At 70.5% G+C, this 25,446-nt stretch carries 30 protein-coding genes; 10 read left to right on the forward strand and 20 right to left on the reverse strand.

Going from position 1 to position 25,446, the window contains the following annotated elements; genetic code table 11:
• Positions 1–162 precede the first annotated feature (162 nt).
• The 3 genes from K3769_RS20985 to K3769_RS20995 are packed head-to-tail and all read right to left on the reverse strand — an operon-like array spanning position 163 to position 2,722.
• Positions 163–1,083, reverse strand: a complete 921-nt coding sequence (locus tag K3769_RS20985) for a hypothetical protein (protein ID WP_267027936.1) — start codon at positions 1,081–1,083, stop codon at positions 163–165.
• A complete protein-coding gene (locus K3769_RS20990) occupies positions 1,080–2,003 on the reverse strand; it encodes a hypothetical protein (protein ID WP_267027937.1) in 924 nt (307 codons plus the stop codon). Before K3769_RS20990 ends, K3769_RS20985 begins: the two co-directional genes overlap by 4 nt.
• Positions 2,000–2,722: a hypothetical protein gene (locus K3769_RS20995; protein ID WP_267027938.1), complete on the reverse strand. Its 723-nt coding sequence runs from the start codon at positions 2,720–2,722 to the stop codon at positions 2,000–2,002. The genes K3769_RS20990 and K3769_RS20995 overlap by 4 nt, the downstream gene beginning before the upstream one ends.
• Positions 2,723–2,922: 200 nt before the next feature.
• Here K3769_RS20995 and K3769_RS21000 point away from each other — a divergent pair, with 200 nt between their 5' ends.
• Positions 2,923–3,285, forward strand: coding sequence for a DsrE family protein (locus K3769_RS21000; protein ID WP_267027939.1), 363 nt, complete (start codon positions 2,923–2,925; stop codon positions 3,283–3,285).
• 28 nt (positions 3,286–3,313) lie between these two features.
• Here the strand turns inward: K3769_RS21000 and K3769_RS21005 are convergent, their stop codons facing one another.
• The 8 genes from K3769_RS21005 to K3769_RS21035 form a co-directional block, all read right to left on the reverse strand.
• Positions 3,314–3,574, reverse strand: a complete 261-nt coding sequence (locus K3769_RS21005; protein ID WP_267027940.1) for a DUF3099 domain-containing protein — start codon at positions 3,572–3,574, stop codon at positions 3,314–3,316.
• Positions 3,575–3,716: 142 nt separating this feature from the next.
• The gene (locus tag K3769_RS21010) at positions 3,717–4,004 is read right to left on the reverse strand and encodes a DUF1416 domain-containing protein (protein ID WP_033324392.1); all 288 of its coding nucleotides are present in this window, start codon (positions 4,002–4,004) and stop codon (positions 3,717–3,719) included.
• Positions 4,005–4,055: 51 nt separating this feature from the next.
• The gene (locus K3769_RS21015) at positions 4,056–4,901 is read right to left on the reverse strand and encodes a sulfurtransferase (protein WP_267027941.1); all 846 of its coding nucleotides are present in this window, start codon (positions 4,899–4,901) and stop codon (positions 4,056–4,058) included.
• A 165-nt stretch (positions 4,902–5,066) separates the two neighbouring features.
• Complete coding sequence (locus tag K3769_RS41160) at positions 5,067–5,147, reverse strand: Ms5788A family Cys-rich leader peptide (protein WP_356537092.1); 81 nt, start codon at positions 5,145–5,147, stop codon at positions 5,067–5,069.
• 260 nt (positions 5,148–5,407) lie between these two features.
• Entirely contained in the window at positions 5,408–6,166 is a 759-nt protein-coding gene (locus K3769_RS21020) for an LmeA family phospholipid-binding protein (RefSeq protein WP_267027942.1), read from the reverse strand.
• Positions 6,167–6,531: 365 nt separating this feature from the next.
• Entirely contained in the window at positions 6,532–7,800 is a 1,269-nt protein-coding gene (locus K3769_RS21025) for a hypothetical protein (protein WP_267027943.1), read from the reverse strand.
• Between the two features lie 7 nt (positions 7,801–7,807).
• On the reverse strand, positions 7,808–8,062 hold the full coding sequence (locus tag K3769_RS21030) for a MoaD/ThiS family protein (protein WP_267027944.1): 255 nt from the start codon (positions 8,060–8,062) through the stop codon (positions 7,808–7,810).
• A gap of 70 nt (positions 8,063–8,132) precedes the next feature.
• Positions 8,133–9,071 carry an alpha/beta hydrolase family protein gene (locus tag K3769_RS21035; protein WP_267027945.1) on the reverse strand — a complete coding sequence of 313 codons (939 nt, stop codon included), beginning with the start codon at positions 9,069–9,071 and terminating at the stop codon, positions 8,133–8,135.
• Positions 9,072–9,269: 198 nt separating this feature from the next.
• Here K3769_RS21035 and K3769_RS21040 point away from each other — a divergent pair, with 198 nt between their 5' ends.
• From K3769_RS21040 to K3769_RS21065, 6 genes are all read left to right on the forward strand, one after another.
• Positions 9,270–10,136: a response regulator transcription factor gene (locus K3769_RS21040; protein ID WP_267027946.1), complete on the forward strand. Its 867-nt coding sequence runs from the start codon at positions 9,270–9,272 to the stop codon at positions 10,134–10,136.
• Positions 10,137–10,159: 23 nt separating this feature from the next.
• Positions 10,160–11,179, forward strand: a complete 1,020-nt coding sequence (locus K3769_RS21045) for a LacI family DNA-binding transcriptional regulator (RefSeq protein WP_267027947.1) — start codon at positions 10,160–10,162, stop codon at positions 11,177–11,179.
• 172 nt (positions 11,180–11,351) lie between these two features.
• Complete coding sequence (locus K3769_RS21050) at positions 11,352–12,542, forward strand: S1C family serine protease (RefSeq protein ID WP_267027948.1); 1,191 nt, start codon at positions 11,352–11,354, stop codon at positions 12,540–12,542.
• A 46-nt stretch (positions 12,543–12,588) separates the two neighbouring features.
• Positions 12,589–12,843, forward strand: a complete 255-nt coding sequence (locus K3769_RS21055) for a hypothetical protein (RefSeq protein ID WP_282567520.1) — start codon at positions 12,589–12,591, stop codon at positions 12,841–12,843.
• A gap of 105 nt (positions 12,844–12,948) precedes the next feature.
• Positions 12,949–13,680, forward strand: a complete 732-nt coding sequence (locus K3769_RS21060) for a response regulator transcription factor (protein WP_267027949.1) — start codon at positions 12,949–12,951, stop codon at positions 13,678–13,680.
• The gene (locus K3769_RS21065) at positions 13,677–15,113 is read left to right on the forward strand and encodes a sensor histidine kinase (protein WP_267027950.1); all 1,437 of its coding nucleotides are present in this window, start codon (positions 13,677–13,679) and stop codon (positions 15,111–15,113) included. The genes K3769_RS21060 and K3769_RS21065 overlap by 4 nt, the downstream gene beginning before the upstream one ends.
• 45 nt (positions 15,114–15,158) lie before the next feature.
• Here K3769_RS21065 and K3769_RS21070 read toward each other — a convergent pair whose 3' ends face one another.
• Together K3769_RS21070 and K3769_RS21075 are read right to left on the reverse strand one after the other, a co-directional pair.
• The gene (locus K3769_RS21070) at positions 15,159–15,356 is read right to left on the reverse strand and encodes a DUF397 domain-containing protein (RefSeq protein WP_267031477.1); all 198 of its coding nucleotides are present in this window, start codon (positions 15,354–15,356) and stop codon (positions 15,159–15,161) included.
• Positions 15,356–16,186: a helix-turn-helix domain-containing protein gene (locus K3769_RS21075; protein WP_267027951.1), complete on the reverse strand. Its 831-nt coding sequence runs from the start codon at positions 16,184–16,186 to the stop codon at positions 15,356–15,358. The genes K3769_RS21070 and K3769_RS21075 overlap by 1 nt, the downstream gene beginning before the upstream one ends.
• Positions 16,187–16,320: 134 nt before the next feature.
• Here K3769_RS21075 and K3769_RS21080 point away from each other — a divergent pair, with 134 nt between their 5' ends.
• Positions 16,321–16,446 carry a hypothetical protein gene (locus tag K3769_RS21080; RefSeq protein WP_267027952.1) on the forward strand — a complete coding sequence of 42 codons (126 nt, stop codon included), beginning with the start codon at positions 16,321–16,323 and terminating at the stop codon, positions 16,444–16,446.
• Entirely contained in the window at positions 16,443–16,766 is a 324-nt protein-coding gene (locus K3769_RS21085; protein WP_267027953.1) for a hypothetical protein, read from the forward strand. Before K3769_RS21080 ends, K3769_RS21085 begins: the two co-directional genes overlap by 4 nt.
• On the opposite strand, the gene K3769_RS21090 is transcribed toward K3769_RS21085, so the two are convergent.
• The 7 genes from K3769_RS21090 to K3769_RS21120 all read right to left on the reverse strand — a co-directional run bounded on the left by K3769_RS21090 (position 16,729) and on the right by K3769_RS21120 (position 24,188).
• Positions 16,729–17,493 (reverse strand): GAF and ANTAR domain-containing protein, encoded by a 765-nt coding sequence (locus K3769_RS21090; protein ID WP_267027954.1) that lies wholly within the window; start codon positions 17,491–17,493, stop codon positions 16,729–16,731. The two genes, K3769_RS21085 and K3769_RS21090, sit on opposite strands and share 38 nt — an antisense overlap.
• Positions 17,480–18,223: a GAF and ANTAR domain-containing protein gene (locus tag K3769_RS21095; RefSeq protein WP_267027955.1), complete on the reverse strand. Its 744-nt coding sequence runs from the start codon at positions 18,221–18,223 to the stop codon at positions 17,480–17,482. The genes K3769_RS21090 and K3769_RS21095 overlap by 14 nt, the downstream gene beginning before the upstream one ends.
• A gap of 453 nt (positions 18,224–18,676) precedes the next feature.
• The gene (locus K3769_RS21100) at positions 18,677–18,958 is read right to left on the reverse strand and encodes a hypothetical protein (protein ID WP_267027956.1); all 282 of its coding nucleotides are present in this window, start codon (positions 18,956–18,958) and stop codon (positions 18,677–18,679) included.
• 201 nt (positions 18,959–19,159) lie between these two features.
• A protein-coding gene (locus tag K3769_RS21105; protein WP_372515001.1) for an IS5 family transposase occupies positions 19,160–19,968 on the reverse strand; the annotation gives its coding sequence in 2 pieces (ribosomal slippage) (positions 19,160–19,633 and positions 19,636–19,968; 807 coding nt in all).
• A 145-nt stretch (positions 19,969–20,113) separates the two neighbouring features.
• Positions 20,114–21,880 (reverse strand): ABC transporter ATP-binding protein, encoded by a 1,767-nt coding sequence (locus K3769_RS21110; protein WP_267031478.1) that lies wholly within the window; start codon positions 21,878–21,880, stop codon positions 20,114–20,116.
• A gap of 132 nt (positions 21,881–22,012) precedes the next feature.
• Complete coding sequence (locus K3769_RS21115) at positions 22,013–22,144, reverse strand: hypothetical protein (RefSeq protein WP_267027958.1); 132 nt, start codon at positions 22,142–22,144, stop codon at positions 22,013–22,015.
• Between the two features lie 226 nt (positions 22,145–22,370).
• The gene (locus K3769_RS21120) at positions 22,371–24,188 is read right to left on the reverse strand and encodes a bifunctional metallophosphatase/5'-nucleotidase (RefSeq protein WP_267027959.1); all 1,818 of its coding nucleotides are present in this window, start codon (positions 24,186–24,188) and stop codon (positions 22,371–22,373) included.
• Positions 24,189–24,436: 248 nt separating this feature from the next.
• On the opposite strand from K3769_RS21120, the gene mshD reads away from it, so the two are divergent.
• Positions 24,437–25,402, forward strand: a complete 966-nt coding sequence (gene mshD / locus K3769_RS21125) for a mycothiol synthase (RefSeq protein WP_267027960.1) — start codon at positions 24,437–24,439, stop codon at positions 25,400–25,402.
• Positions 25,403–25,446 lie beyond the last annotated feature (44 nt).

Genomic DNA, 25,446 nt, shown 5'->3' on the forward strand with positions numbered 1-25,446 from the left:
GAGCCCGGTGAAGGCGAGAACGCCGACACAGACCAGGACCAGCAGAGCTTCGAAGAAGTACTCAAGCACGGGGTGCTCCTCGGGTGACGCGGTGGTGGGCGGTACAGAGCCGGTCCCCACTCTAGTCGGGCGGGGACCGGCTCTCTCTCCGAGGTCCGCCGGTCAGCCCAGGAGCTGGCTCTGCAGGACCACGGTCTGCTGGAACGGGACCTTCTTCGCGGTGCCCTTGCGGGACTGCACGATCACGGCGACGGTGTCGGCCGCCCCCAGATACGCCTGCCGTACGTGCTCGGCGCCGTACGGCTTCGCCTCGTCGCCGATGACGCGCTCGACGCCGTCGACCACGGAGGTCACCGGGAACCCGTCGTCGCCGTCGGCCGTCTCCGGACTCCCGCGCAGCTCGTAGCGGGGAATGTCGTACGAGGTGAGCTTGCCGGCGAACAGTTCGTCCGCGACGGCGGCCGTGGAGAACCGCAACAGGTAGATCCGGGTGCGGGTGCCGTCCGGTGTGGTCCAGCCGCGTGCCGTGATGTGCCGCAGGCCGTTGTCGGTGAGCAGCTGCCCGAAGGGCTCTCGGTCGTCCTTGACGTACTCCGCCAGGAAGGTCTTCGTCGGGAGCCAGCCGTCCTCGCCGCGCAGCACCGGGTCGGCCTTCGCGCCCTTGGGTGCCGGGAGTACGAGTTCGCGCAGGTCGGCGTGGTGGACTCCGGCCCTGTTCGACTCGGCGAAGGGGCCCGGGCTGCCCGCGGGCAGGGGCGGCCGACTGATCTCCGGGTAGTCCCAGCGTCCGTCCGACGCGGTCTCCAGGCCGGGTACGTCGGTGCGGTCCAGCCGGGTGACGCCGTACGCGGATGCCGTGCCGAGAGCCGCGAAGACCGCGACGGCGGCGGTCCAGCGCAGGGCGGCGCGCAGTACGCGCCGGTCCTTCTTCGCCTTCACCTCAGGCTGTGTCTGCGTCTCCCGCTGTGTCTGCGTCTCCGGCTGCGGCTGCGGCTGCGTCTGCGCCTCGGGCGGGGAGGGCGGCGCTTCGGGCAGAGGTGGCGGGGGTGGCTGGGAGGCCTGGTGGTCGATCAGCTCGGTCATACCGCCTCCCCCGGTTCGGCGATGCGGTCGAGCTGTTCGCGCAGGAACACCGCGACTCCCTTGGTGTTGAGTGGCTTGACCCCGTAAGCGGTGGCGCTGACCAGCACGTCGCCCTTGTAGGCGGAGCAGACCATCAGGTCGAGCTTCTCCTCGGCGTCCTTCGGCGGCAGGAAGCACTGGGCGTTCCTGTGGCCCTCGATCTTCGGGCCCTTGCGGAAGATCTCCAGGGCGTCGAGGAACTCGTTCTGGAAGGTGGCGAGGTCGCGCACGGTCTTCTTGTCCATCTGGGACAGCACGATGTCGACCGTGAAGACCTTGCCGTTGTGGTCGAGGCTGTCGGACGGGCTGACGTAGCTGCGCATCGCCATGCCCTGGATGTGCTGCTTGTCGATCTGCTTCTCCAGGCGCAGCCGCTGGGAGCGGGGCAGGTCGCGGATCGACTGCTTGCGCAGTTCGGTGGCCTGCCGGCCGCTGAACCGGGAGTCGGAGCCGAACTCGTCGATGTCGGGGCCCCGGGTGAAGCCGTCGGCGTCGGGGTCGGTCTCGTAGGGCACGAGCAGGCCGGCAAGGCCGCTCTTGGCGCCGGCCGCCGCCTCCTTCGGCTCTCCGTCGTCCGCCGACTTCTTCGGGAACCGCCACACCGGGGCGCCGGCGTCACGGTCGGCGCCGTCGACGGCCACGGCGGTGAACCCGACACCACCGACGACGGCGACGAGCAGCGCGCCGACCGCGACACCGGCGACGACCCGCGCGGGCCGCATGCGCCGCCGGGGCGCCACGGGCGTCTCCGTGGACGCGGCCTCGCGTGTCTCCGTGGACACGGTCTCGGGCACAGGCGTGGACGCGGTCTCGGGCGTAGGCGTGGGTGCGGCCTCGGGTGCGGGCGCGGGGGCGTCCGGTCCGGCGGGGTTCTCGTTCACAGCCGCTCCATCTGCCGCTCGGCCAGGTCCATGATCGTCTTCTTGGGGACCGGCTTCGTGTCGTAGATCCAGATCTCCATGGCGATGTCGCCGCGCCAGGCGTGTGCCTGGGCCGAGTACAGCGGCTGGTAGCCCGCCACCCGCTGGGGCTCGTCATGGACGTACGCCATGCCGTCCCCCGTACCGGGAACGGACCAGCTGTGGTTGTCGCCCAGGTCCTCGGCCCAGTAGTGCTGGCCTTCGGCGTTACCGGCCGCGGCGGTCTTCTCCTCCTGGCGGTACTGCACGAGGCGGACCTCGACGTCGCGCGTACCGCTCTCGCTCCAGGTGGTGACGGCCGCCCGCCGGAACTCGTCACCGACGAGGTTGCGGAAGGCGTCGCCGGGCTTCGTGTACGAGTCGGCGTACTCGGCGAGCGTCATCCACTCGCCCTCGTCGTCGGTCGCGTAGGCGCCGTCCCCGGCCCCCTTCGGCCGCTCGACCAGCAGCTTGCGCAGGTCGCCGTCGACCTTCACCCGGCGGTCCTGCGCGGCCGACAGCGGCTCGGGGCCCTTGCCCTTGGCCTGCTCGACGACCGGCTGCGAGAGCGACGGCAGCCTGGTGGGCTCGCGGTCGGCCTGGACCAGGTAGCCGGCGCAGGTGCCGGCGATCGTCCCGAGCACGGCGGCCGTGGCAATCAGGAGCGTCGTACGCCCCCGTCGGCGCACCCGCGCCGCCACCGGACCGGAACCCGGCGCTTCTGTTCCTGCAAACGCTTCAGGTCTTTCAGGTACTTCAGGTACTTCGGGTACTTCGGGTCTTTCGGGTACTTCCAAGACGTCGTCCCCCACAGAACGCGAAAGGCGGATTCCGTATCCGCGCGCACAGGAGACCCCTGACCCACTCCCCGGGTTGCAGCGGAGTTGATTACGATTCGGCCATGGCGAAGAAGCTCGTGATCAAGGTGACGGCAGGGGCCGACGCCCCGGAACGCTGCTCGCAGGCCTTCACGGTGGCCGCGGTCGCGGTGGCCAGCGGGGTGGACGTCTCGCTCTGGCTCACCGGGGAGTCCGCGTGGTTCGCGCTGCCCGGCCGCGCCGCCGAGTTCGAGCTCCCGCACGCGGCCCCGCTCCCCGACCTGCTCGACTCGATCCTGGCCGGCGGCCGTCTCACCCTGTGCACGCAGTGCGCGGCCCGCCGTGACATCTCCGAGAAGGACGTCCTCGACGGCGTACGGATCGCGGGCGCGCAGGTCTTCGTGCAGGAGGCCCTGGCGGACGACGCGCAGGCACTCGTCTACTGAGGAGTGCCGCCGTCAGCGGCAACCGGGCCTACCGGCGGCGCTTCTTCCCGTCCAGCTCGTCCCACCACTCGTCGGACCTGTGGTCGCCCGAGGGGTCGTCCCACCAGCGGTCGTCGGGGCCCCGGCGGTTGGCCGTCATCGCGGCGAGCGGCGGGATCACCATCGCCACGACGCACATGCCGACGGCCACGGGGACCGACCAGAGCCGCACGACTCCCCAGGCCAGCACGAACAACCCGATGCACGTCCCCATCATGGCGAAGTAGACGTGCCGCCTTCGCGCATACATACGTCCAGGGTAAGCCGGTTCCGGGCAAGCGGGACAAGCCGAAGGGCCACACCCCGTACCGGAAAGCGTCCAACCCCCGGGGGTGCGGCCCTTCGGCCGTTCATACGGTGCGAACCGCCGGACGGTTCAAGTGGTTCGGAGTTCAGACGGCGATGGCCACCTCGGCCAGGCCGCCCGTCTGGGCGACGACCGTACGGTCGGCCGTGCCGCCCGGCACGAGGGCGCGAACGGTCCAGGTGCCCTCGGCCGCGTAGAACCGGAACTGTCCGGTCGCCGAGGTCGGGACCTCGGCGGTGAACTCGCCCGTCGAGTCCAGCAGGCGGACGTAGCCCACCACCGGCTCGCCGTCCTTGGTCACCTGACCCTGGATGGTGGTCTCACCGGGCTTGATCGTCGAGGCGTCGGGGCCGCCGGCCTTCGCTCCACACATGTTTCGTTTCCGTCCTTGAGTCCTGGTGGCCGTGAGGGGCGGCCCGGAGGGTTACTTGTTGGCGCCGAGCTCGATCGGCACACCGACGAGGGAGCCGTACTCGGTCCACGAGCCGTCGTAGTTCTTGACGTTCTCGACGCCGAGCAGCTCGTGCAGCACGAACCAGGTGAGCGCGGAACGCTCACCGATGCGGCACAGGGCGATGGTGTCCTTCGACAGGTCGACCTGCTCGTCCTCGTAGAGGGCCTTGAGCTCGTCGTCCGACTTGAAGGTGCCGTCGTCGTTGGCGTTCTTCGACCACGGGATGTTGCGCGAGGACGGCACGTGGCCGGGGCGCTGCGACTGCTCCTGCGGCAGGTGCGCGGGGGCGAGCAGCTTGCCGGAGAACTCGTCGGGCGAACGGACGTCGACGATGTTCTGCGAGCCGATCGCGGCGACGACGTCGTCACGGAAGGCGCGGATCGCTTTGTTCTGCGGCTTGGCCTTGTATTCGGTCGTGGGGCGCTCGGGGACCTGCGAACCGTCGACGAGGTCGCGGGAGTCGAGCTCCCACTTCTTGCGGCCGCCGTCGAGGAGCTTCACGTTCTCGTGGCCGTAGAGCTTGAAGTACCAGTAGGCGTAGGACGCGAACCAGTTGTTGTTGCCGCCGTAGAGGACGACCAGGGTGTCGTTGGCGATGCCCTTGCCGGAGAGGAGCTTCTCGAAGCCCTCCTGGTCGATGAAGTCACGGCGGACCGGGTCCTGGAGGTCCTTGGTCCAGTCGATCCGGATGGCGTTCTTGATGTGGTTCTTCTCGTACGCGGACGTGTCCTCGTCGACCTCGACGACGGCCACGTTCGGGTCGTCCAGGTGCTCCTGGACCCAGTCGGCGTCTACCAGGACGTCACTGCGGCTCATGCTCGTTCTCCTCCGGGGCAGTTACGGCGGGGCTGTGCGTCGGTGCGGGGTGCTGGGGTGCGGGTACGCGCTCTGCGGCCGGGGCCGCACGGGCGTACGCGGCGCGGGGGTGGCCCCGACAAGAGGAGTCGAGGGGCCGGTGCGCGGAAGGACGAGGGCTTCCGCTCAGAAGGTGCGACAGAGCATGGCGGCGACGCGGCACAGGTCTACTGCCCGCCGCTTCGTGAGGTCCGCCTGTTGCGTCATGCCGTCGATCGTAGGGACGGAAAGCCGGACATGTCACCGGCGTGTCGCATGTTGAGACGCGATCGTCCGCGATGTGGGATGCGAGGGGCGCGCGGTCTGCCCTCGCGCGCCCTGTGGGTCCTCGGGACGGGCACGGCCCGGGTCCCGCCGCCCGCCGATCTGCTGTGCGGACGGCTCCGTCTCGCCTTTCGGACGGTCGGCGGTTCCCCCGCGAGATCGGTACGTCCGCGAGACCGGTACGTCGTCGGCCGTTGTGCCTACTACCCGACGAGGCTGACGTCCGAACCCTTCACCTTGATGTCGACGCCCTTGGCCGCCGCCTCCACCTTGTCGAGCTTGATGCCGCCCGGCAGGCCGTCGATCTTCTGCTGGAAGTCGGTGATCAGACGGACCTTGTCCTCGGCGAGCTGCACGCCCAGGTTGGGGAGGGAGTCCGCGTTCACCATGACGTTGTCGCCCTTGACGCTGACCGAGCTGAGCACGGAGACCGGGCGGGGCAGCTTCGTGCCGAGCACGGTGGCCTCCACCTCGACCTTGATCTTGCCGTTGCCGCCGTCGGAGAGGCCGACGACCTGGGCGGTGACGCCGGTCGCGACGTCCACGGGCTCGGCCTTGGCCGCCTTCAGGAGCTCGGCGTACGAGATCGTCGCCGTGCCCGTGGCGGTGGCCGCCTTCGCGGAGCTGTAGTCGCCGGAGAACGCGACGCCGCGCATCTGTGCGGTGAGGTTGTCGATGCGGATCTTGGCGGGGACGTCGGCGTCCGTGCCGTTCGCCGCGCCGCTCGTGTCGGCCTCGTAGTCCTTGATGCCGACCTGCACCTCGTCCAGTTCGCCGCCGGCCACCTGGGTGAGGAAGGGGAAGCCCTTGATCGAGACGTCCGGGGTGGTGGAGAGGTTCTCGTTGGCCTTGAGGCGGTCCGCCGCCTCGTCCTCGGCGAAGCCGACGGCCACGCGGTCGGCGATGACGAAGAGGCCGCCGAGGACGATGGTCACGATCAGAAGTATTCGCAATGCTCGCATGTTTCCGTGTTCCCCCACCTCGGCCGGTCTTCTGTACGCGAGGGTAACCCCGGGCGGGGGGCCTCCGGCCGGGGGACGGATCTGTTGTCGATCAGCTGTGACAGGGGGTGGCCGTGATCAGGCCTTTTCCCGCCCCCGCCGCCCCTACCCGTTCCCGACCACATATGGGGGCTGCGCCCCCTCGCCCCCCTTTGTCCTCAAACGCCGGACGGGCTGAGATGTAGCCGGACGGGCTGAAGATGCGCATCTTCAGCCCGTCCGGCGTTTGAGGACGAGCGCGGAGCGCGATCAGGGGGCGAGGGGCGCAGCCCCATGCAGTGACGGGAAGGGTAGGGGCGGCGGGGGCGAGGAAAGAGGAAAAAAGGTCAGATCAGGGCTCGGCCCAGCAGATAGACCGCCGGGGCCGCCGCCGCGAGCGGCAGCGCCACGCCCGCCGTGAAGTGCACGAACCTCGACGGATAGTCGTAACTCGCGACCCGGTGCCCGACCAGCGCACACACCCCCGCCCCGGCCCCGAGCACAGCCCCGCCCGCACCGAGATCCGTGACCCCGCCCATGGCGACCCCCGCCCCCGCCGCCGCGAGCACCGCCACCACGACCGACGCCGCCGTCGGCAGCGGAAGGGCGCGGGCCAGCACGGCCACCGCGACCGCCACCCCGCCCACGACCACCGCGTCCGGCTCCGCCGCGAGATACCCCGTAGCGATGATCGCCAGCGCCGCCGAGACGACCGTGGCCATCAGACCGAGCATCCGCTCGTCGGCCCCGGCACGGCTGCGCAACTGCAGAACCAGGGTCAGCAGGACCCACACGCCGAGCGTGCCGAGAATCGCGGCGGGGGCGTTCTCGCGCCCGGCCACGAGCAGGGCCACGTCCGCCGTGAGCGCACCCGCGAAGGCGAGCGCGATGCCCTGCCGCGCGGGCCACATCCCGTTGAGCCGGAACCAGCCCGCCGCCGTCACCGCCTGCAGGATCACCAGCGGTACGACCAGCGCGTACTGCCCGACCGCCGCCGCGCCGGCGAGCAGCAGTCCGAGGACCCCCGTCAGCACGGCCGGCTGTGCGCCGGGCTCGATGATCGGCGAACGTCCCTCGGCGCGGGCACGCTGTGCGTCGGTGACCCGGGTGTTGCCGGTGACGGTCGCGGGACCGTAACCGTCGGCACCGCCCGGAGCGGGAGCAGGCGCGGAAGCAGGCGCAAGCGCGGCGCCGGGCGCGGGGTTCGCTCCGACCGGAGCCTGCTGACCGGGCATGGGCTGCCCGACCACCCCGTACTGAGCCCCGTACGGCTGCTGCTGCGCCCCGTACGTCCCGTACGCCGCCTCCGCCGGACCCTGCTGCGGCAGATACGCCGTGTCAGCGGCCGGAGCCGCCGGAGCAGCCGACCGGAGCGGCGGCTGGACCTGCGTCTCCCAGGTCTGGCCCTCCCACTGCTGGGTGTACTGCTGCTGCGCGGCGGCCTCGTCGTACTGCTGCTGCCCCGGCCACCCGGCCTGCGGCGCCTGTTGCCCCTGCTGCGCCTGCGGCACTTGCTGCTGGTACGGGTCGTATCCCTCGTAAGGGACCTGGCCCTGGTTCTGCCCTTGGCCCTGATACGGACCCTCGTAGGGCCCCTCGTACGGCTGATCGCTCATCGTCCCGTCACCCTCCTGCGAACGGCGGGAGCACCTCGACCGTGCCGCCCTCGGCCAGCCGTACCGTCTCATGTCCGCGGGTACCCACGGGATCGCCGTCGATGAGGAACGAGCATCGCAGCAGGACGCGGGCGAGTTCGCCGGAGTGTCGTGCGCGTGCCGCGTCCAGCGCCTGCGCGAGGGTCTCCGCCTCGTACGGCTCCTCGGCGACGCCTGCCGCGGCCTTGGCGGCGGCCCAGTAACGCACTGTGCCCTGTGCCATCTGGTTCCTCGATCTTCGGTCAGCTGTGCGGGAAACGGGTTACGGACCCCGTCAGGCTAGGCCCTGTCGACTAACCCGCGTGCGCGGCGGCCCATTCCGCGACGCGGGACAGGAGCCGGTCGTCCGCCGCGTTCTCCGCGTGGCCCATGCCGCGCTCCAGCCACAGGTCCGCGTGGCCGCCGGACGCGGCGGCCAGCATCCGCGGATGGTCCAGCGGAAAGTAGCCGTCGCGGTCGCCGTGGACGATCAGGAGGGGCGTGGGGGCGATGAGGGGAACCGACTCCACCGGTGAGGACGGGACCGGGTCCCATTCGCGGTGATAGATGCGGGTTCGCAGACCGTAGCGGCCGACCGCGCGGCCCATCGGGCGGGTTACCAGCCAGTGCAGGCGCCGCATAGGGGCCGTACCCCGGTAGTACCAGCGGGCGGGTGCGCTGACCGAAACCACCGCGTCCGAATGCGCTCCCGTGCGCCCCTCGTGCTCCCGCTCGCTCTTCGGGTGCAGGGCCGCGTGCCGGAGCACCACCGAGCCGCCCATGGAGAAGCCGACGGTGGCCACCCGGGTGTGACCGAGTTCTCTCGCCCACTCCACCGCCGCCGCCAGATCGAGCACCTCGCGGTCGCCGACCGTGGAGCGTCCGCCGGAGGCGCCGTGGCCGCGGAAGGAGAACGTGACCACGGCCGCGTACTGCGCGAACGCCGTGGCCGCCCGCCGGACGTGCGGACGGTCCAGATCGCCCGTGAAGCCGTGCGCGACCACGATGACCAGGCCGGTTCCGCGTTCGGCCGCGTCGAGTCCACCGGATGCGTCAGATGGGCCGGAGGTGTCCGATGTGTTCGTTCCGGGCTCGTACGCGGCGTCGATCGTCACCCCGTCGGCGGTACGCAGAAACTTTCTCAGCACCCCTCGGGAAGATCGTTCGGCGGCACTTTCCGTACATCCACCCGCCGTCTCAGGTTCTGGACGAATGAAAGATCGCGTCACATGACCTGCCGGACCTTGGCTCATGTGGGCTATTCTCCTTGGCAGAGGACTCGGGCAGCGAAGCCCCCGGGTCCTTTTGCGCTTTCTGGAGCGTTGTATACGAACGCTGTATACGACGTTGAGCAGTGCCGAAAACGTCCTCGCAGGGACCGAGGAGGAACCAGACGTTATGGGCGAGCGAACCGTGCGTGACCGTAGGACGACCCAGGCAGGTGGGGCGCGATGAGCTCTCTGCTGCTCCTCACCAATGCCCTTCAGCCGTCGACGGAGGTGCTTCCCGCCCTCGGCCTGCTGCTGCACAACGTGCGCGTGGCTCCGGCGGAGGGACCCGCACTCGTCGACACCCCCGGTGCCGACGTCATTCTCATCGACGGCCGCCGTGACCTCCCGCAGGTCCGCAGCCTCTGTCAGCTGCTGCGCTCCACCGGGCCCGGCTGTCCACTCGTGCTCGTCGTGACGGAGGGCGGTCTCGCGGCCGTCACCGCCGACTGGGGCATCGACGACGTGCTGCTCGACACGGCGGGTCCGGCGGAGGTCGAGGCACGGCTGCGGCTGGCCATGGGCCGCCAGCAGATCGTCAACGACGACTCCCCCATGGAGATCCGCAACGGCGACCTCTCCGTGGACGAGGCCACCTACAGCGCCAAGCTCAAGGGCCGGGTCCTCGACCTGACCTTCAAGGAGTTCGAGCTCCTCAAGTACCTCGCCCAGCACCCGGGCCGCGTCTTCACCCGCGCCCAACTGCTGCAGGAGGTCTGGGGCTACGACTACTTCGGGGGCACGCGGACCGTCGACGTGCACGTACGGCGCCTTCGCGCGAAGCTCGGCCCCGAGCACGAGTCGCTGATCGGTACCGTCCGGAACGTCGGCTATCGATTCGTCACACCCGAGAAGGTGGAGCGGGCGGCTGGGGGCACCTCCCGGTCGAGCGAAGCCGAGAGTGGGGGAGAGGCGAAGGCCAAGGCCGTTCGGCCAAAGCCGGAGGATGCGGACGAGACGGCGCACCTCGACGCGGCCGGTGCCGCGAAGGCCTCGGCGCCGGCCCCGGCGAAGGCCCAGGAAGAAGCCGTACGGCCTGCCCAGCGGTAGGTCCATCCGCGTAGACTCCGCGCGTGGCCAAGGTGACTCGGGATGACGTGGCACGACTGGCGGGTACCTCCACCGCCGTCGTCAGCTATGTCATCAACAACGGACCCCGGCCGGTTGCCCCGGCCACGCGCGAGCGTGTACTCGCCGCCATCAAGGAGCTGAGTTACCGCCCGGACCGGGTCGCCCAGGCCATGGCGTCCCGGCGGACGGACCTCATAGGCCTGATCGTGCCGGACGCGCGCCAGCCCTTCTTCGGGGAGATGGCGCACGCGGTCGAACAGGCCGCGTCCGAGCGCGGCAAAATGGTGCTCGTCGGCAACTCCGACTACGTCGGCGAGCGCGAGGTCCACTATCTGCGGGCCTTCCTCGGTATGCGGGTCTCGGGGCTCATCCTCGTCAGCCACGCGCTGAACGACCTGGCCGCCGCCGAGATAGAGGCGTGGGACGCCCGCGTGGTGCTGCTGCACGAGCGGCCCGAGGCGATCGACGACGTCGCGGTCGTCACGGACGACGTGGGCGGGGCGCATCTCGCCACCCAGCACCTCCTTGAGCACGGGTACGCGTACGTGGCCTGTCTCGGCGGTGTCGCGGAGACCCCCACGGTCGGCGACCCGGTCTCCGACCACGTCGAGGGGTGGCGTCGGGCGATGCACGAGGCGGGCCGCTCGACCGAGGGCCGCCTCTTCGAGGCGCTCTACAACCGGTACGACGCGTACCAGGTGGGGCTCCGGCTGCTGGCCGGGCCGGACCGGCCGCCGGCGATCTTCTGTTCCACGGACGACCAGGCGATCGGGGTGCTGCGGGCGGCCCGGGAGCTGCGGATCGATGTGCCGGGGGAGCTGGCCGTCGCCGGGTTCGACGACATCAAGGAAGCGGGGTTGACCGATCCGCCGCTGACCACGGTCGCGAGTGATCGGTCCGCGATGGCCCGGGCGGCCGTCGACCTGGTGCTCGACGACGGGCTGCGGGTCGCGGGTGCGCGGCGGGAGCGGCTGAAGCTGTTCCCGTCCTCGTTGGTGGTGCGGCGCAGCTGCGGGTGTTAGGGCGGTGGGCCGCGGTGTGAGGCGCGGCTGAGCGCCCACGTGGACGAGGGCACCCCTGCGTTTCCGCGGTATCCCCGGGCTCCGGCGTCTTTATATCGGGCATACGAGGTTCTGTCGGGCTTCTCAGGGAGCACTCAGGGAGCTCTCATGGTCGGGCGACAGAGTCTTACTCATGACCGAGAGCTTCCGCCGCAGCGGCGAGTACCCCCAGGGCGACCAGCAGCAGTCCGCGTACTCAGGACAGCCGTACGAGCAGTCGCACGAGCAGCCTTCCGCCTCCTCCACCCACCCCACGACCTCCTACCCGGCCGCCCACCCCGCTTCCTCCACGGCCTCCTCCGTGAATCCGGAGTGGCCGGCCCCGCCCGCGCACCAGCCGGCTCCGGCCGCGGACGCGGGTGCGCGGGGCGGGGCCCCCACCGCGCTCCTCACGGAACCGGTGCCCGCCTCCCCCGCCGTGCCCCGCAAGCGCGCCAAGGGTCCGCTGGCCCTGCTCGCCGCCGTGGCGATAGCCGCCGCGGCCGTGGGCGGAGGTACCGCGTACGCCTTCCAGGAGCTGACCGGCAGCGACACCGCGGCCGGCAGCGCGACCAGCACCAGCGTCGTGGCCACGAGCAAGAAGGGCACGGTCGCCGGGGTCGCCGAGGCCGTCAGCCCGAGCATCGTCGAGATCAGCGCGACCTCGAACGCGGGCTCCTCCACCGGTTCCGGCGTGGTCATCACGACCGGCGGCGAGATCATCACCAACAACCACGTGATCTCGGGCGCCTCCCAGATCAAGGTGCAGCTGAGCAACGGCAAGTCGTACACCGCGAGCGTCGTCGGCACCGACAGCAAGAAGGACCTCGCGCTGATCAAGCTGGAGAACGCGCCGTCGGGCCTCACCCCCGCGACGCTCGGCAACTCCGACGCCGTCAAGGTCGGTGACGAGGTCGTGGCGATCGGCTCCCCCGAGGGCCTGACCGGCACCGTCACCAGCGGGATCGTCTCCGCACTCGACCGGGACGTCACCGTCTCCACGGACGAGAGCCAAGGCCAGCAGCAACAGCAGCCCGGCGGAGGCGGCGGCAGCGGTCAGTGGCCGTTCGAGTTCGGCGGCCAGGAGTTCAACGGCGACACCGGCTCGTCCAAGACGACGTACAAGGCGCTGCAGACCGACGCGTCCCTCAACCCGGGCAACTCCGGCGGCGCGCTGATCGACATGAACGGCAACATCATCGGCATCAACTCCGCGATGTACTCGGCCGCCACGGACTCCTCGTCCTCGTCGAGCGCCGGCAGCGTCGGCCTGGGCTTCGCCATCCCCGTCAACACCGTCAAGGCCGACCTGGCCTCGCTGCGGTCCGGCGGCTCCGACAGCTGACCCAGGGCCACCCCCGACCGACCCGCCCCCGACCCCGGAGGTCGTCATGCAGACCGAGCAGACCAAGCAGGGCACGCAGGTGACGCAGATTCCGCAGATCCCGCAGATCCCGCAGATCAGGACCGTGTCCCACACCCTCGTCGGCGGCGATCCGGCCGGACTCGCCCTGGCCCTCGCGGTGGCCCGCGAGCTGCACGCGCCGGCGCCGCGCGCACCCGAGATGGCCACCGCGCGGGCCCCGCGCGGCACCGCGCGCCGCAGCGGCGCCACGGCCCGCACCCGCCGCACCGTACGGGGCTGACCCCCCGCCCTCCCGGCGGGCTCCGGCTCTACGAGAACAGCCCTGAAACGTGCGAGGCTGAAAGCGCCCCGAGCACGTCCCACCGCACCCGAGGAACTGACCGCGATGAGCCCCGCCGAAGGCGACCGTGAACCCCAGCGCATCCTGATCGTCGACGACGAGCCGGCCGTGCGAGAAGCACTCCAGCGCAGTCTCGCCTTCGAGGGGTACGACACGCAGGTGGCCGTCGACGGCGCGGACGCGCTGGAGAAGTCCATCGCCTACCAGCCGGACCTGGTCGTCCTCGACATCCAGATGCCGCGGATGGACGGCCTGACCGCCGCCCGCCGGATGCGCGGCGCGGGCACGACGACGCCGATCCTGATGCTCACCGCCCGCGACACGGTCGGCGACCGGGTCACCGGACTCGACGCGGGCGCCGACGACTACCTGGTGAAGCCGTTCGAACTGGACGAGCTGTTCGCGCGGGTACGGGCGCTGCTGCGGCGCAGTTCGTACGCCGCAGCCGCGGTCGGCGCCCCGGTGGACGACGCGCTCACCTTCGGCGACCTGCGCATGGACCTCGCGACCCGTGAGGTCACGCGGGCCGGGCGGCCCGTCGAGCTGACGCGCACGGAGTTCACCCTGCTGGAGATGTTCCTGGCCCACCCGCGCCAGGTCCTCACGCGGGAGCAGATCCTGAAGGCGGTATGGGGCTTCGACTTCGAGCCGTCGTCCAACTCGCTGGACGTGTACGTGATGTACCTCCGCCGCAAGACGGAGGCGGGCGGCGAGCCGCGCCTCGTGCACACGGTGCGGGGTGTGGGGTACGTGCTGCGGTCGGGCGGGGCGGAGTGAAAGGGTTCGTACGGCTGGTACGGACCCTGCCGCTCCGGTCGCGGTTGTCGCTCCTCACCGCGGCGGCGGTCGCGTTCGCCGTGGCAGCGGTCTCCGTGACGTGCTGGTTCATCGTCCGGGACCAGCTCTACAACCAGGTCGACGAGCAGCTGGAGAGCGCGCAGGTCTCGCCGCCACTGCTTCAGAGCATGCTGCGCAACTGTCAGCTCGCCGAACCCCAGGATCTCCAGCAGCCACCGAGTTCCCCCATCGTCACGATCTTCTACTCGGACGGCTCCACCTGCACGAATCCGATCAACCCGACCGTGCCGGTACAGTCAGCCGACCTGGAGGTGGCCAAGGGCACGGCCCATAGCGCCACGCACTCGGCCACGGCCGACAACGGCGCCGAGATGCGCGTCTACAGCCAGCAGGTCCTCGACGGCAAGACCGGACAGGTACAGAACGGCATCGCGGTCTCCATCGCCAAGCCCTTGAAGGACGTCACTGCACCCCTGTCCTCACTGGCCTGGATCCTGCTCATCGTGTCCGGCATCGGAGTGGTGGTCGCCGGAGCGGCCGGTCTCTGGGTCGCCCGGGCGGGTCTGCGTCCCGTGGACAAACTCACCGAAGCCGTCGAGAACGTGGCCCGCACCGAGGACTTGACCATCCGCATCCCCGTCGGGGACGACAGCGAGGACGAGATCGCCCGCCTCTCGCGTTCCTTCAACTCGATGACCGCCTCCCTCGCCAGCTCCCGTGAGCTGCAGCAGCAGTTGATCGCCGATGCCGGTCACGAACTGCGCACCCCCCTCACCTCCCTCCGTACGAACATCGAGCTGCTCACCCGCAGTGAGGAGACGGGCCGGCCCATCCCGCCGGCGGACCGCAAGGCGCTGCTCGCCTCGGTGAAGGCGCAGATGACCGAACTGGCCGCGCTCATCGGCGACCTGCAGACGCTGTCGCGGTCGGACGCGGGCACGCCGGCCGACCGCGTCCAGGTGGTGGCGCTGCAGGACACCGTGGAGTCGGCCCTGCGCCGGGCCCGGCTGCGCGGCCCGGAGCTGACGATCACGGCGGACGTGCACCCGTGGTTCGTCCGGGCGGAGCCCACCGCGCTGGAACGGGCGATCGTGAACATCCTCGACAACGCGGTGAAGTTCAGCCCCGAGGGCGGCGCGATCGACGTCGCGCTCAGAGGCGGCGAACTGACCGTACGGGATTACGGTCCCGGCGTGGCCGCCGACGAACTCCCGCACGTCTTCGACCGCTTCTGGCGTTCCCCGAGCGCCCGCGCGCTCCCCGGCTCGGGCCTGGGCCTGTCCATCGTGGCGCGTACGGTCCAGGAGTCGGGCGGCGACGTGGCGCTGGGCCCGGCCCCGGGCGGCGGCACGGTCGCGACGATCCGCCTGCCCGGCGCCCCGACCCCGCCGCCCGCCCTGGACGGGGGCTGACCGGGTCTCATCTCGATGTACGTCACATCGAGATGCCCGAACACCTCAAGCGCCGACCTCCCGCACGAACAGGCCCCACGATTCCACGCCGAACAGCAGCACCGGGCCTTGCGGGGCCTTGCTGTCCCGGACGGGTACGAGGCCGGGGTAGCCGTCGGCCACCTCGACGCAGTTCGTGTCTCCCCCGTCGCTGTACGACGACTTGCGCCAGACAGCGCCGTTCAAGTCGGGGGTTGGGTTCATCATCTGCACTCCTCCAGCAGGCGCTTGATGAACGCCGTCGACTCCACCGGAGTCAGCGCCGCGTCCCTGACCAGATCGTAGGACAAGCGGAAGGCAAGGACTTTGTCCGGATCGTCGATCAGTTCACCGATCCTGTTGCCTTCCACGTAGGCAACAGGCTCCCCGACCCTCTGCCACATCAGCGTCAGGTGGCTGTCCATGAGGTCGTGCACGCCTGCCGTGAAAGGCAGCACCTGAAGCGCGACTGACGGCAGCTCTCCCACCTCGACCAAGCGGGACAGCTGGTCCGCCCACACCCGCACCCCGGAAACGGGTCGTCGCAGCGCTCCCTCGTCCAAAATGACCCGGACACACGGCGCCGGATCGCGGTACAGCAATTCCTGCCGTCCCATGCGCGCGGCGACCTGCTCCTCAATGTCCTCGCCGTTGCCAGCCGTTGTCTGGGCGCCGGACAACCCTGACAACACCGCCCGGGCATAGCCCTCGGTCTGCAACAGGCCGGGCACCGCGAGCTGGAACTTCCACATCACGCTCGCCGTCGCCTCCAGCTCCATGAACGCCTTGTACTTGTCCTTGATGACGTCCTTGCGCGCGTCCCGCCAGAGGCGAACCAGCAGGTCACCGGAGTCGTAATAGCGGTCCAGGTCCTCCATGACGGTCACCTTGGACAGCCGTTTGCCCGCTTCCAGGCGGCTCAGGTAGCTCTTGTCGTACGCCGTCTCCTGGGCCAGTTGCCCCAATGACTTACCCGCCTTCTGACGCAGGTGCCGAAGGGTCCGGCCCAGGCCCGCGAGCCCCGACTCCCCCTCCGCGTCAACGCGTTCGTCCACGTCACCCCTCGCCGTTGTCCGGGCGCCCAGGCAACGGGCGCCCCCTTCCGCAGCGTACGGGCGTGCCGTGACGATGTGGACACGAACGGTGATCGCCGCTCGTCACAGCCCCCTCTGTCACGAGGAGTTCAGCCATGAGTGGACCCGGTACGAAACTCTGCGCGGCGCTGTTGCGCGTCCTGCTGCCCGCCCGGGGACGGCACCGGGCGGCGCCCGTGCGGCGCGGGTGCCGCTGCCGGCTCGTCGCGGCGCACGCGTGAACGGGCCGTTGCGGCTGCTGCCGTGGACGACACCGGACGGCAGGCCCTGCTACCTGAGTACCGACAGCGCGGACAGCAGGCTGTCCCGGCTCGCCGACGATCTGGAGGCGGACCAGCTGGACTCGGGCGAACAGGTCCTCGCCGGTGCCAGGGCCGTTCTCGCCGACGACAAGGCGGGCGAACCCGCCGTGCGCTTCGCGCTCACGCGCGCGGTGGAGTCTCTGGGAGAGGTGCTGCGCGTCGCGGCCAGTCGAGGCGCGCGCGTCCCCGCCGCGCGGGGTGTCACTCGTCGAGGGACTCGGGGGGCAGCCGGCCCGTGAGCAGGGCGCGGGCGAGGGTGGTGAGCGGGATGGTGTGGCCGAGGGCGTAGGAGCGGAGTCTGAGGAGGGCCTGGGCCGGGGGTATGCCGAGCCGGTCCGAGAGATATCCGGTGGCCTGGTGGATCTCGGCGCGCCGCAGCACCAGGTCGGACCGCGGTCCCGTCTCGTCGGCCGGGGCGGCGTCCGCCGTGTCCAGCAGCAGGGCGACCAGGGTCCGGGACAGGCGCCGCAGGTCCCGCCACTGCGTGTCGGTCAGGGCGCCGGGGGCGGTGCGGTACCCCGTCAGTACGCCGACCGTGGCGACACCGAGCAGGAGGGGTACGGCGACGACGGCACGGACGGCGGTGTTCACGGCCTCGGGCAGGAAGGCGGGCCAGCGCGCGGGATCGGTGGCGGCCAGGTCGGGCTCGGCCAGCGGACGGCTCCGGGGGGCGGCCTCCAGGGTGGGGCCGTCGCCGAGGGCGAACTGCAGTTCCTCCAGCTCGGCACCCAGCCCTCCGGACGGTTCGTCCCATACGAGTTCCGGTAACCCGCTGTGGGTGACCGCGCTCAGCGCGAGGAAGTCCAGGCCGAGCAGCCGGGCCAGGCCCGCGGGCAGGCCCCGTAACCCGAGCCCGGTCCGGGCGGCGCGGGCCGCGCAGGACAGGAGCGAGGTCGGTCCGTCAGCGGGGCACGGCGTACCGTCCCTTGCGTGGTCCTCCGCGTGGTCCTCGTCACCGCTCGGCACGGGCTTGCAGTTCCGGCGGGATGGAGCCGTTCGCGACCCGGGTGGCGACGTCGCCGAGTTTCTCCCGCTGGGAGCGGGCGTAGCCGCGCAGCCGGTTGAAGGCCTCGTGCACGTCGACCCCCAGCTTCGCCGCGAGCACGCCCTTGGCCTGTTCGATCACGATGCGGGTGTTCAGGGCCGTCTGCAGCTGTTCGATGAGCTCGTCCTTGGTGCGCTGCAACTGCCGTTGAACCAGCCAGGCCCCGGCGGCGTCGGCCAGGATCTGCGCCAGCCGCATGTCCCGCGCGTCCAGCGCGCCGGAGTCGGCGCCCATCAGGTTGACGGCGCCGAGGGTGTTCGTCCCGGCGCGCAGCGGTACGGAGGCGACCCAGGTGATGCCCTCGCGCAGCGCCCGGGGGGCGAACCGGGGCCAGCGCAGGGCACCGACGCTGCCGGGACCGAGCATGACCGGCGCGAGTGCGGCACCGGCACGGGTGCTGTCGACGCAGGGGCCCTCGTCGAGGTCGCGCTGCTCCTCCTCCAGGCTCCTGCACATCTCGTCGGAGGCGGTGAGGTAGTCCACCCGTCCCGCCTCGTCGAGGATGGTCGTGCCGGCGCCGCGCAGCCCGCAGAGGGTGACCAGGTGCGTGGTGAGGTCGTGCAGGAGACCCAGCACGTCGCTCTGTTCCGTACGAGCGGCCATATCGAGGACGGCCTCGGCGACCCGCACCTCACGTTCCGTGGTGTGCATCGAGAACCCTCCAGTTTTCGAACCGATCGGGGAGCGTCGCCGCGCCGCCGTGGGCACCGCCGACGCTGTGGGCACTGCCGTCACTGCCGGCCGCGTCACGTCCAGCCAACTCCCGGGCCGGGTCGCCGCGACATGCGGGGAACGCAGCGGTCGGCATCGGGCGTGCGGAAAACGCGGAGCCGGGCGGCGGCGGCCGGTCCGGTGGGCTCCCGCGCGGGCTCCGTCTCTTCCGGTGTGCCGGACCGGCACGGCACGACACGGCACGGGACGGCACGGCACGGCACGGCACGGCACGGGACGGGACGGCACGGCACGGCACGGCACGGGACGGCACGGGACGGGACGGCACGGGACGGGACGGCACGGCACTGCACGGCACGGGACGGGACGGGACGGGACGGGACGGGACGGCACGGCACTGCACGGGGCACCACGGCACGGACCTAGAACGCTTCAAGTGCCGTGCCGCAGCAGGGCCTCGTGGGCAAGCCGGCCGGACGCCGCGGCGATGTCGGCGAGGCCGAGGCCGGTGTGCGCGTACGCGTGCTTCTGCGGGGCGTAAAGAAAAACGCCCCCGGGGCCGAAACAGTCTTCATCGCCGTCGGGAGAGAACTGCCGGACAATACTGCCCGTCCGTACATTGCCCAGGCAGATCCGGCTCAGGACCTGCGCGTCGTGCCGCATGTCGTAGTCGAATTCCAGATCTTCACTGTCGAAATCCAGCGTCTCAATCACGGTTCCCCTGGTGAATCACAAGGCCCTAGCAGCCACGCGCACCGAAGAGGGCGAAGCCGAAACATCCCCCTCACTCTTCCACCCCGCGCACCCCGAATCCAGCGTTGGCCGTCGAAATAAAAAAGCGCACCGAAAGGAAACGCATATATCCAATGGACCGCGATATTCCGGTTGTCCCCACCCGTAGAGCTCGTAACACGATCATGATCGGCGCTTCTTGAGCCGTCTCCAGCAGATGAGGCTGCAGGCGAGGGAGATGAACGCGTCGTGGAGTTCTGTGCGGCGTTCCCATCGCACGGCGAGCCGCCTGAACTGGTGGAGCAGGGCGAACGTTTGCTCGACGACGTAGCGGAGTTTGCCCAGGCCCTTGATGTTCGGGGCGCCCTTGCGGGAGATGACCGGCAGGATCCGGCGCCTGCGCAGCTCGTCGCGGTTGGGGTTGGAGTCGTAGCCCTTGTCCCCGAGCAGCGAGTCGGGGCGGCGGCGTGGCCGGCCGGGACGGCCGGCGACATGCGGGACGCCGTCGACGAGAGCGAGGGTCTGGGTGACGTCGTTGACGTTGGCCGCGGTGGTGATGACCTTGAGAGGGGTGCCGCGTCCGTCGCAGATCAGATGGTGTTTGCTGCCTGTCTTCCGCCGGTCGACCGGTGACGGACCGGTGTCGGCTCCCCCTTTTTCGCGCGGATGTGAGAGCCGTCCACGCACGCCCTGGACCAGTCGAGTTCGCCGGCCGCGTTGAGTTCCGCGAGCAGGATCCGGTGCAACTGGTCGAAGACACCGGCCTGCTGCCACCGCTCAAGCCTGCGCCAGCAGGTCTGCCCGGAGCCGAACCCCAGCTCCAGGGGCAGCAGTTGCCAGGCTATGTCGTTGTGGAGCACGTACAGGATGCCCTGCAGACACAGCCGATCCGCCACCGGCCGAGGCCCGGGTGACCGCTCCGGCCAGGGCGGCAGCAGCGGTTCGATCAGGGCCCACAAGTCGTCGTCCACGATCCACGGTCGAGTACTCACACCTTCCCGAACGGCCGGATCACCCAACGGTCACGCCCGGCCAGGGCACTTCAACAAGATCGTGTTACGAGCTCGTAGGCGCGGGACAGCGGCGGCCGTCGGCGTCCCACCGGCCCCGGCCGCCTCCTGACCCGGACAGCCGGATCTACGGGCTCGACCGCAGCAGCGGCAGGGTCGTCTCCGTCGGGAGCGGGCGCGCGAGAGCCGCGTACGTCCCTCCGCGCGCGAGCAGTTCCTCGTGCGTGCCCTGCTCCACCAGCCGTCCGCCGTCCACGACGAGGATCCGGTCGGCGTCCGGGGCGAGCGTCAGGTCATGGGTGATCAGCACGGTCGTACGGCCGGACACCAGGCGCCGCAGCGGCTGTACGACCCGGCGCGCGGCGAGCGCGTCGAGGCCGGCGGTCGGTTCGTCGAGTACGAGGACGGGGGCGGCCCGGAGCATCGCGCGGGCGATGGCCACCCGTTGGAGCTGCCCGCCGGACAGCACGGCCGTGCCGGGCGTGATCGGCGTCTCGTATCCGTCGGGCAGGCGGCGGATGAACGCGTGGGCGTCCGCGTCGCGTGCGGCCCGTTCGATCTCCTCGTGCGTGGCGCCCGGCCGCCCGCACGCGATGTTCTCGCGGATCGTGCCGTGCAGGACGAGGGTCTCCTGCGGCAGCAGGGCCACGTTCTCGCGCAGGAACGCGAGGGTGACGTCCGTGAGCGGGACGCCGTCGAGGCGGATCGCGCCCGCCGAGGGGTCGTAGAAACGGGTCAGGAGTTTGGTCAGGGTCGATTTTCCGGCCCCGCTCGCGCCGGCGATCAGCACGAACTCGCCGGGCCGCGCGGTGAACGTCACGTCGTGCAGGCTGTCGTGTGCCGCGCCCGGGTAGCGGAAGGAGGTGTGGTGGAAGGAGATCCGGCCCTGTACGGGCCATTCGTCGGCCGGGGTGGCGGGGTCGATGACGGCCGGTTCGGTGTCCAGGATCTCCTGGAGCCGCCGGGCTCCGGCGGTCGCGGCGGTCAGGGTCAGGCCGAGTTGGCCGAGGTCGCGGATCGGCGGGTAGAGGTAACCGAGGAAGGCGGCGAAGGCGAGCAGCTGGCCCAGGGACATCCGGCCCTGGGCGATCTCCCAGGCGCCGAGCCCGATCACGGTGAGGACGCAGAGCGTCTCGACGACCTCGACGAACTGCTCGTACAGCTCGCTCGCGCGGGCCCCGCGCACACTGGCGCGCAGCCAGGCGCGCGCCTCGCGGTCGAGCCGCTTCTCCTCCGCGCCGCGCCGGTTGTACGCCTGGGTGAGCACGATGTTGCCGAGGGACTCCTCGACGACCGAGGTGATCGCGCCGTCGGCGGTCCGCTCGTCCCTGGCCGCCTTCTGGACGCGGCCGGCGAAGCGGCGGGCCGCGACGAGGAAGAGGGGGGCGAGGAGAAAGGTGACCAGGGCGAGGTCCCAGCGGAGCCAGAGCGCGGCGGCGGAGTAGAAGAGTGCCGAGAACGCGGCGGAGACCGCGCCGACCGCGCCCGAGACCACCAGCTGCTCGATGGCCTCGACGTCACCCGTGAGCCGTTCCACCAGGTCGCCGCGGCGGTACCGCTGGAAGAAGTGCGGGGGCAGGTCCTGGACATGGCGGAAGACGCCCGCGCGCAGCCGCAGTACGAATCTCTCGGCCGTGCGGATCGCGAGGGAGTTGCCGAGATAGCCGACGGCCGCGCCGAGCACGGCCACCGCCAGCCAGGCACCGGCCGGAGTCCAGAAGGCGCTGAGCGAACCGGCCGTGAGCGCGTGGTCGGTGAGTTCCGCGAAGAACAGGATCGAGGCCGTCTCCGCCAGCGCGGCCCCGATCACGGAGCCGATGATCAGCACCAGTCGGCCGCGGTCGCCGCGCGTCAGCGGCCAGAAACGCGCGAATGCCTCCCGTACTTCTCGCATGGCGTTCCATTCCCTTTCCCTGCCCGCGTCCTGCCGGTTCTCCGCCGGGGTGGTCATCCACTTCCCGGGTCCGGGAAATGGCCGAGGCGGGGTCCCCGGATCGAATCCGGGGACCCCGCCTCGTGGCGTCTCCTACTTGTTGCCGACCGGGCGGCGGCGCTGCTGCTTGGCCGCATGCTTCGGCGCGGGCTTCGCGGCCTGCTTCTTGGCCGCCGGAGCGGACTTGCGGGACTTGCGGACCGGGGTGACCTTGTGGAAGCTCATGCGATGTCTCTTTCCTGTGCGGGTGTTTCCTTTGCCGTAAGCCCTGTTCGGCTTCGACACGGAAAACACTACGGGCACACGGAGACGGAAATCGCCAATTCCGCTGAGACCTCGATGAATTGCGACTGAGACGGTTCTCAGACGCATTCGGGAACCAGTTCCCTGTTCACACAGGCTTTATTACGTGGCTTACCCCGGCTTCAGAGCCTGTGTCATACACAGGCTCTTACTGGACGACGGTGATGCGGTTCGCCGCGGGCGGCGCGATCGGGTTCGTCGCGGAGGAGTTGGCCAGCAGGTACTTCTCCAGCGCGGCGAGGTCGTCGTCGCCCACCAGGTCGTCGGTGCCGAGACCCAGCGTGGTGAAGCCGTCGCCGCCGCCCGCCAGGAAGCTGTTCATCGCGACGCGGTAGGTGGCGGCCGGGTCGATCGCGGCACCGTTCAGCTTGACCGAGTCGGCGACGACCCGGTCGGCACCGCTCTTGGTGAGGTCGAGCGTGTAGGTGAGGCCCGACGACACCTGCAGCACCTTCGGCGAAGCCGCGTTCGAACCGCTGACCTGCTCCTTCAGCACCTGCACGAGCTGCGCGCCGGTGAAGCTCTGCAGATTGACGGTGTTGGCGAACGGCTGGACCGTGAAGCCCTCCGCGTACGTCACCACGCCGTCGCCCTCGCTGCCCTTGGCCGCGTAGGTCAGGGGGGCCCGGATACCGCCCGGGTTCATCAGCGCGAGGTCGGTCTCGGGGTCCAGCTCCTTGCCGTACGCGAGCTGCGCGTCGGCGATCAGGTCGCCGATCGGGGACTCGGTGCCGACGTTGGTGATGTCACCGGAGATGTAGCCGATGGGCTTGTTGCCGATCGGCGCCGCGAGGGTGTTCCACTTGGTGATCAGCTCGGTCATGTCCGGGGCCTTGGCCACGTCACGCGTCACCACGTGGTTCGCGGAGGCGACGGCGGTCCGGGCGATGTCGCCGGTGCGGCGGTCGTACGTGAGCGTCGTGTCGGTGTAGAGCCGTCCGAAGGACGCCGCCGAGGTGACCGTGCGGGGCTTGCCCGACGGGTCGTCGATCGTGCACGCGTACGCGGCGTGGGTGTGGCCGGTGACCAGCGCGTCGACCTTCGGCGTGACGTTCTTCGCGATGTCCACGATGGGGCCGGAGATGCCGTCGCCGCCACCGGGCGAGTCGCAGTCGTAGTTGTACGACGCGGAGGCCGGCTGCCCGCCCTCGTGGATCAGCGCGACGACCGACTTGACGCCCTGCTTCTCCAGCTCCTTGGCGTACTTGTTGATCGTCTCGACCTCGTCCTTGAACTTGAGGCCCTTGACACCCTCGGCGGAGACGACTCCCGGGGTGTTCTCCAGCGTGACGCCGATGAAGCCGACCTTGACGCCGTTCTTCTTCCACACCCAGTAGGGCTTGAGGACCGGCTTCTTGGTCTTCTCGTCGAGGACGTTCGCCGCGAGGTACGGGAAGTCGGCGCCCTTGAACTTCCGGCCCTCCACATAGCAGCCGTCCGTGGGGTGGCAGCCGCCCTTCTGCAGCCGGCCCAGCTCCTTGGCGCCCTCGTCGAACTCGTGGTTGCCGACGCTCGTCACATCGAGGTCGAGCTTGTTCAGCGCCTCGATGGTGGGCTCGTCGTGGAAGAGTCCCGAGATCAGCGGCGAGGCGCCGACCATGTCACCGCCGGCCGCGGTGACGGAGTACTTGTTGCCCTGGCGGGCCTGGCGCAGATGCGTCGCCAGGTATTCGACACCGCCCGCGTCGATCGTCTTGGTGGTGCCGTCGGGCTGGTTCTCGGTGACCCGGCCGGAGGAGCCGGAGGGCGGCTCCAGATTGCCGTGCAGGTCGTTGAAGGACAGCAGCTGGACGTCCTGGTAGCGGGACGGGCTCTGGTGTCCGTGCTTGTTCGTCGACTTGCCCTGCTCGCCCGCGGACGCCGGGAGCGCCGCGACCAGCGCGCCGACGGTGGCGACACCCGCCGCCGCCGCGATGAGGCGGGTGGTACGGCGTCTCGGGCGGTACGGCTGAGGTATGGCTGACATGCGCCCCCCTGTGGGTCGGCTGATATGTGGGCCCCGTCCCGGCGCAGCCTAGAGTCAACGCGCGTAGCGCGACAGGGGGTTCGGGGTTACGGACTGGTTGCCACGAGGGGTTTTTCACCATGAAACGGACAGGGCGTGTACCGGCCACGCCCTCGTCCCGCCCCGGCCGCCGACCGGCCGCGCGCCCCTCCGGATACCGCCGGGCGGCCCACTTCGCCATGAACCGGACACGCCGTACTCTCGTACCCATGACCAGCGACGACACCGCACCGGCTGCCCGCAAGCTCTCGGCCTCGCTCGGCCAGGGCGGCAATCCCACGGCCCGCTCCATCGACGTCCTGACCGCGCTGAGCGACGAGCAGGCCGACACCGTGCTGGCACTCATCGCGGAGGCCGCCCGGACCGACGGACAGCAGGCGGTCTCCGAGCAGGGCCGGCTGCATCTGCGCGGCGGCGCACGGGACGGAATCCGCCATCTGCTGCTGCACACCGAGGACCTGCTCGTCGGGTACGCGCAGTTGGAGGACACCGACCCCATCGAGGCGCCGGCCGCCGAACTGGTCGTCCACCCGGTACACCGGGGGCACGGGCACGGACGGGCGCTGGGCAACGCGCTGCTCGCCGAGTCCGGCAAGCGGCTGCGGGTGTGGGCCCACGGCGGGCATGCGGCGGCCCGCCATCTCGCCCAGGTCCTCGGTCTCGCGCTGTTCCGCGAACTGCGTCAGATGCGGCGGCCCCTGACCGGCCTCGACCTGCCCGAACCGACGTTCCCCGACGGCGTACGGGTGCGTACGTTCGTGCCCGGCGAGGACGACGCGGCCTGGCTCGCCGCGAACGCCGCCGCCTTCGCGCACCATCCCGAGCAGGGTTCCCTCGGACAGCGCGACCTCGACGAGCGCAAGGCCGAGCCGTGGTTCGACCCGGCCGGGTTCTTCCTCGCCTTCCGCGGCGACGAACTGATCGGCTTCCACTGGACGAAGGTCCACGAGGCCGAGGGGCTGGGCGAGGTGTACGTCGTCGGTGTGCGGCCCGACGCACAGGGGGGCGGGCTGGGGAAGGCCCTCACCGCGGTTGGCCTCCGGCACCTGGCGGGTACCGGGGTACCGGACGCGATGCTGTACGTCGACGCGGACAACCTGGCCGCGGTGGCCGTCTATGAACGGCTCGGCTTCGCGGTTCACGAGACGGACCTCATGTACCGGACGGAGTCCTGAGGGGGTCCTGACGGGGTCCTGACCGAGCGGGCCCCGGCCAGAGA

Origin of the sequence: Streptomyces ortus (assembly GCF_026341275.1) — a bacterium.
Lineage (GTDB): Bacteria > Actinomycetota > Actinomycetes > Streptomycetales > Streptomycetaceae > Streptomyces > Streptomyces ortus.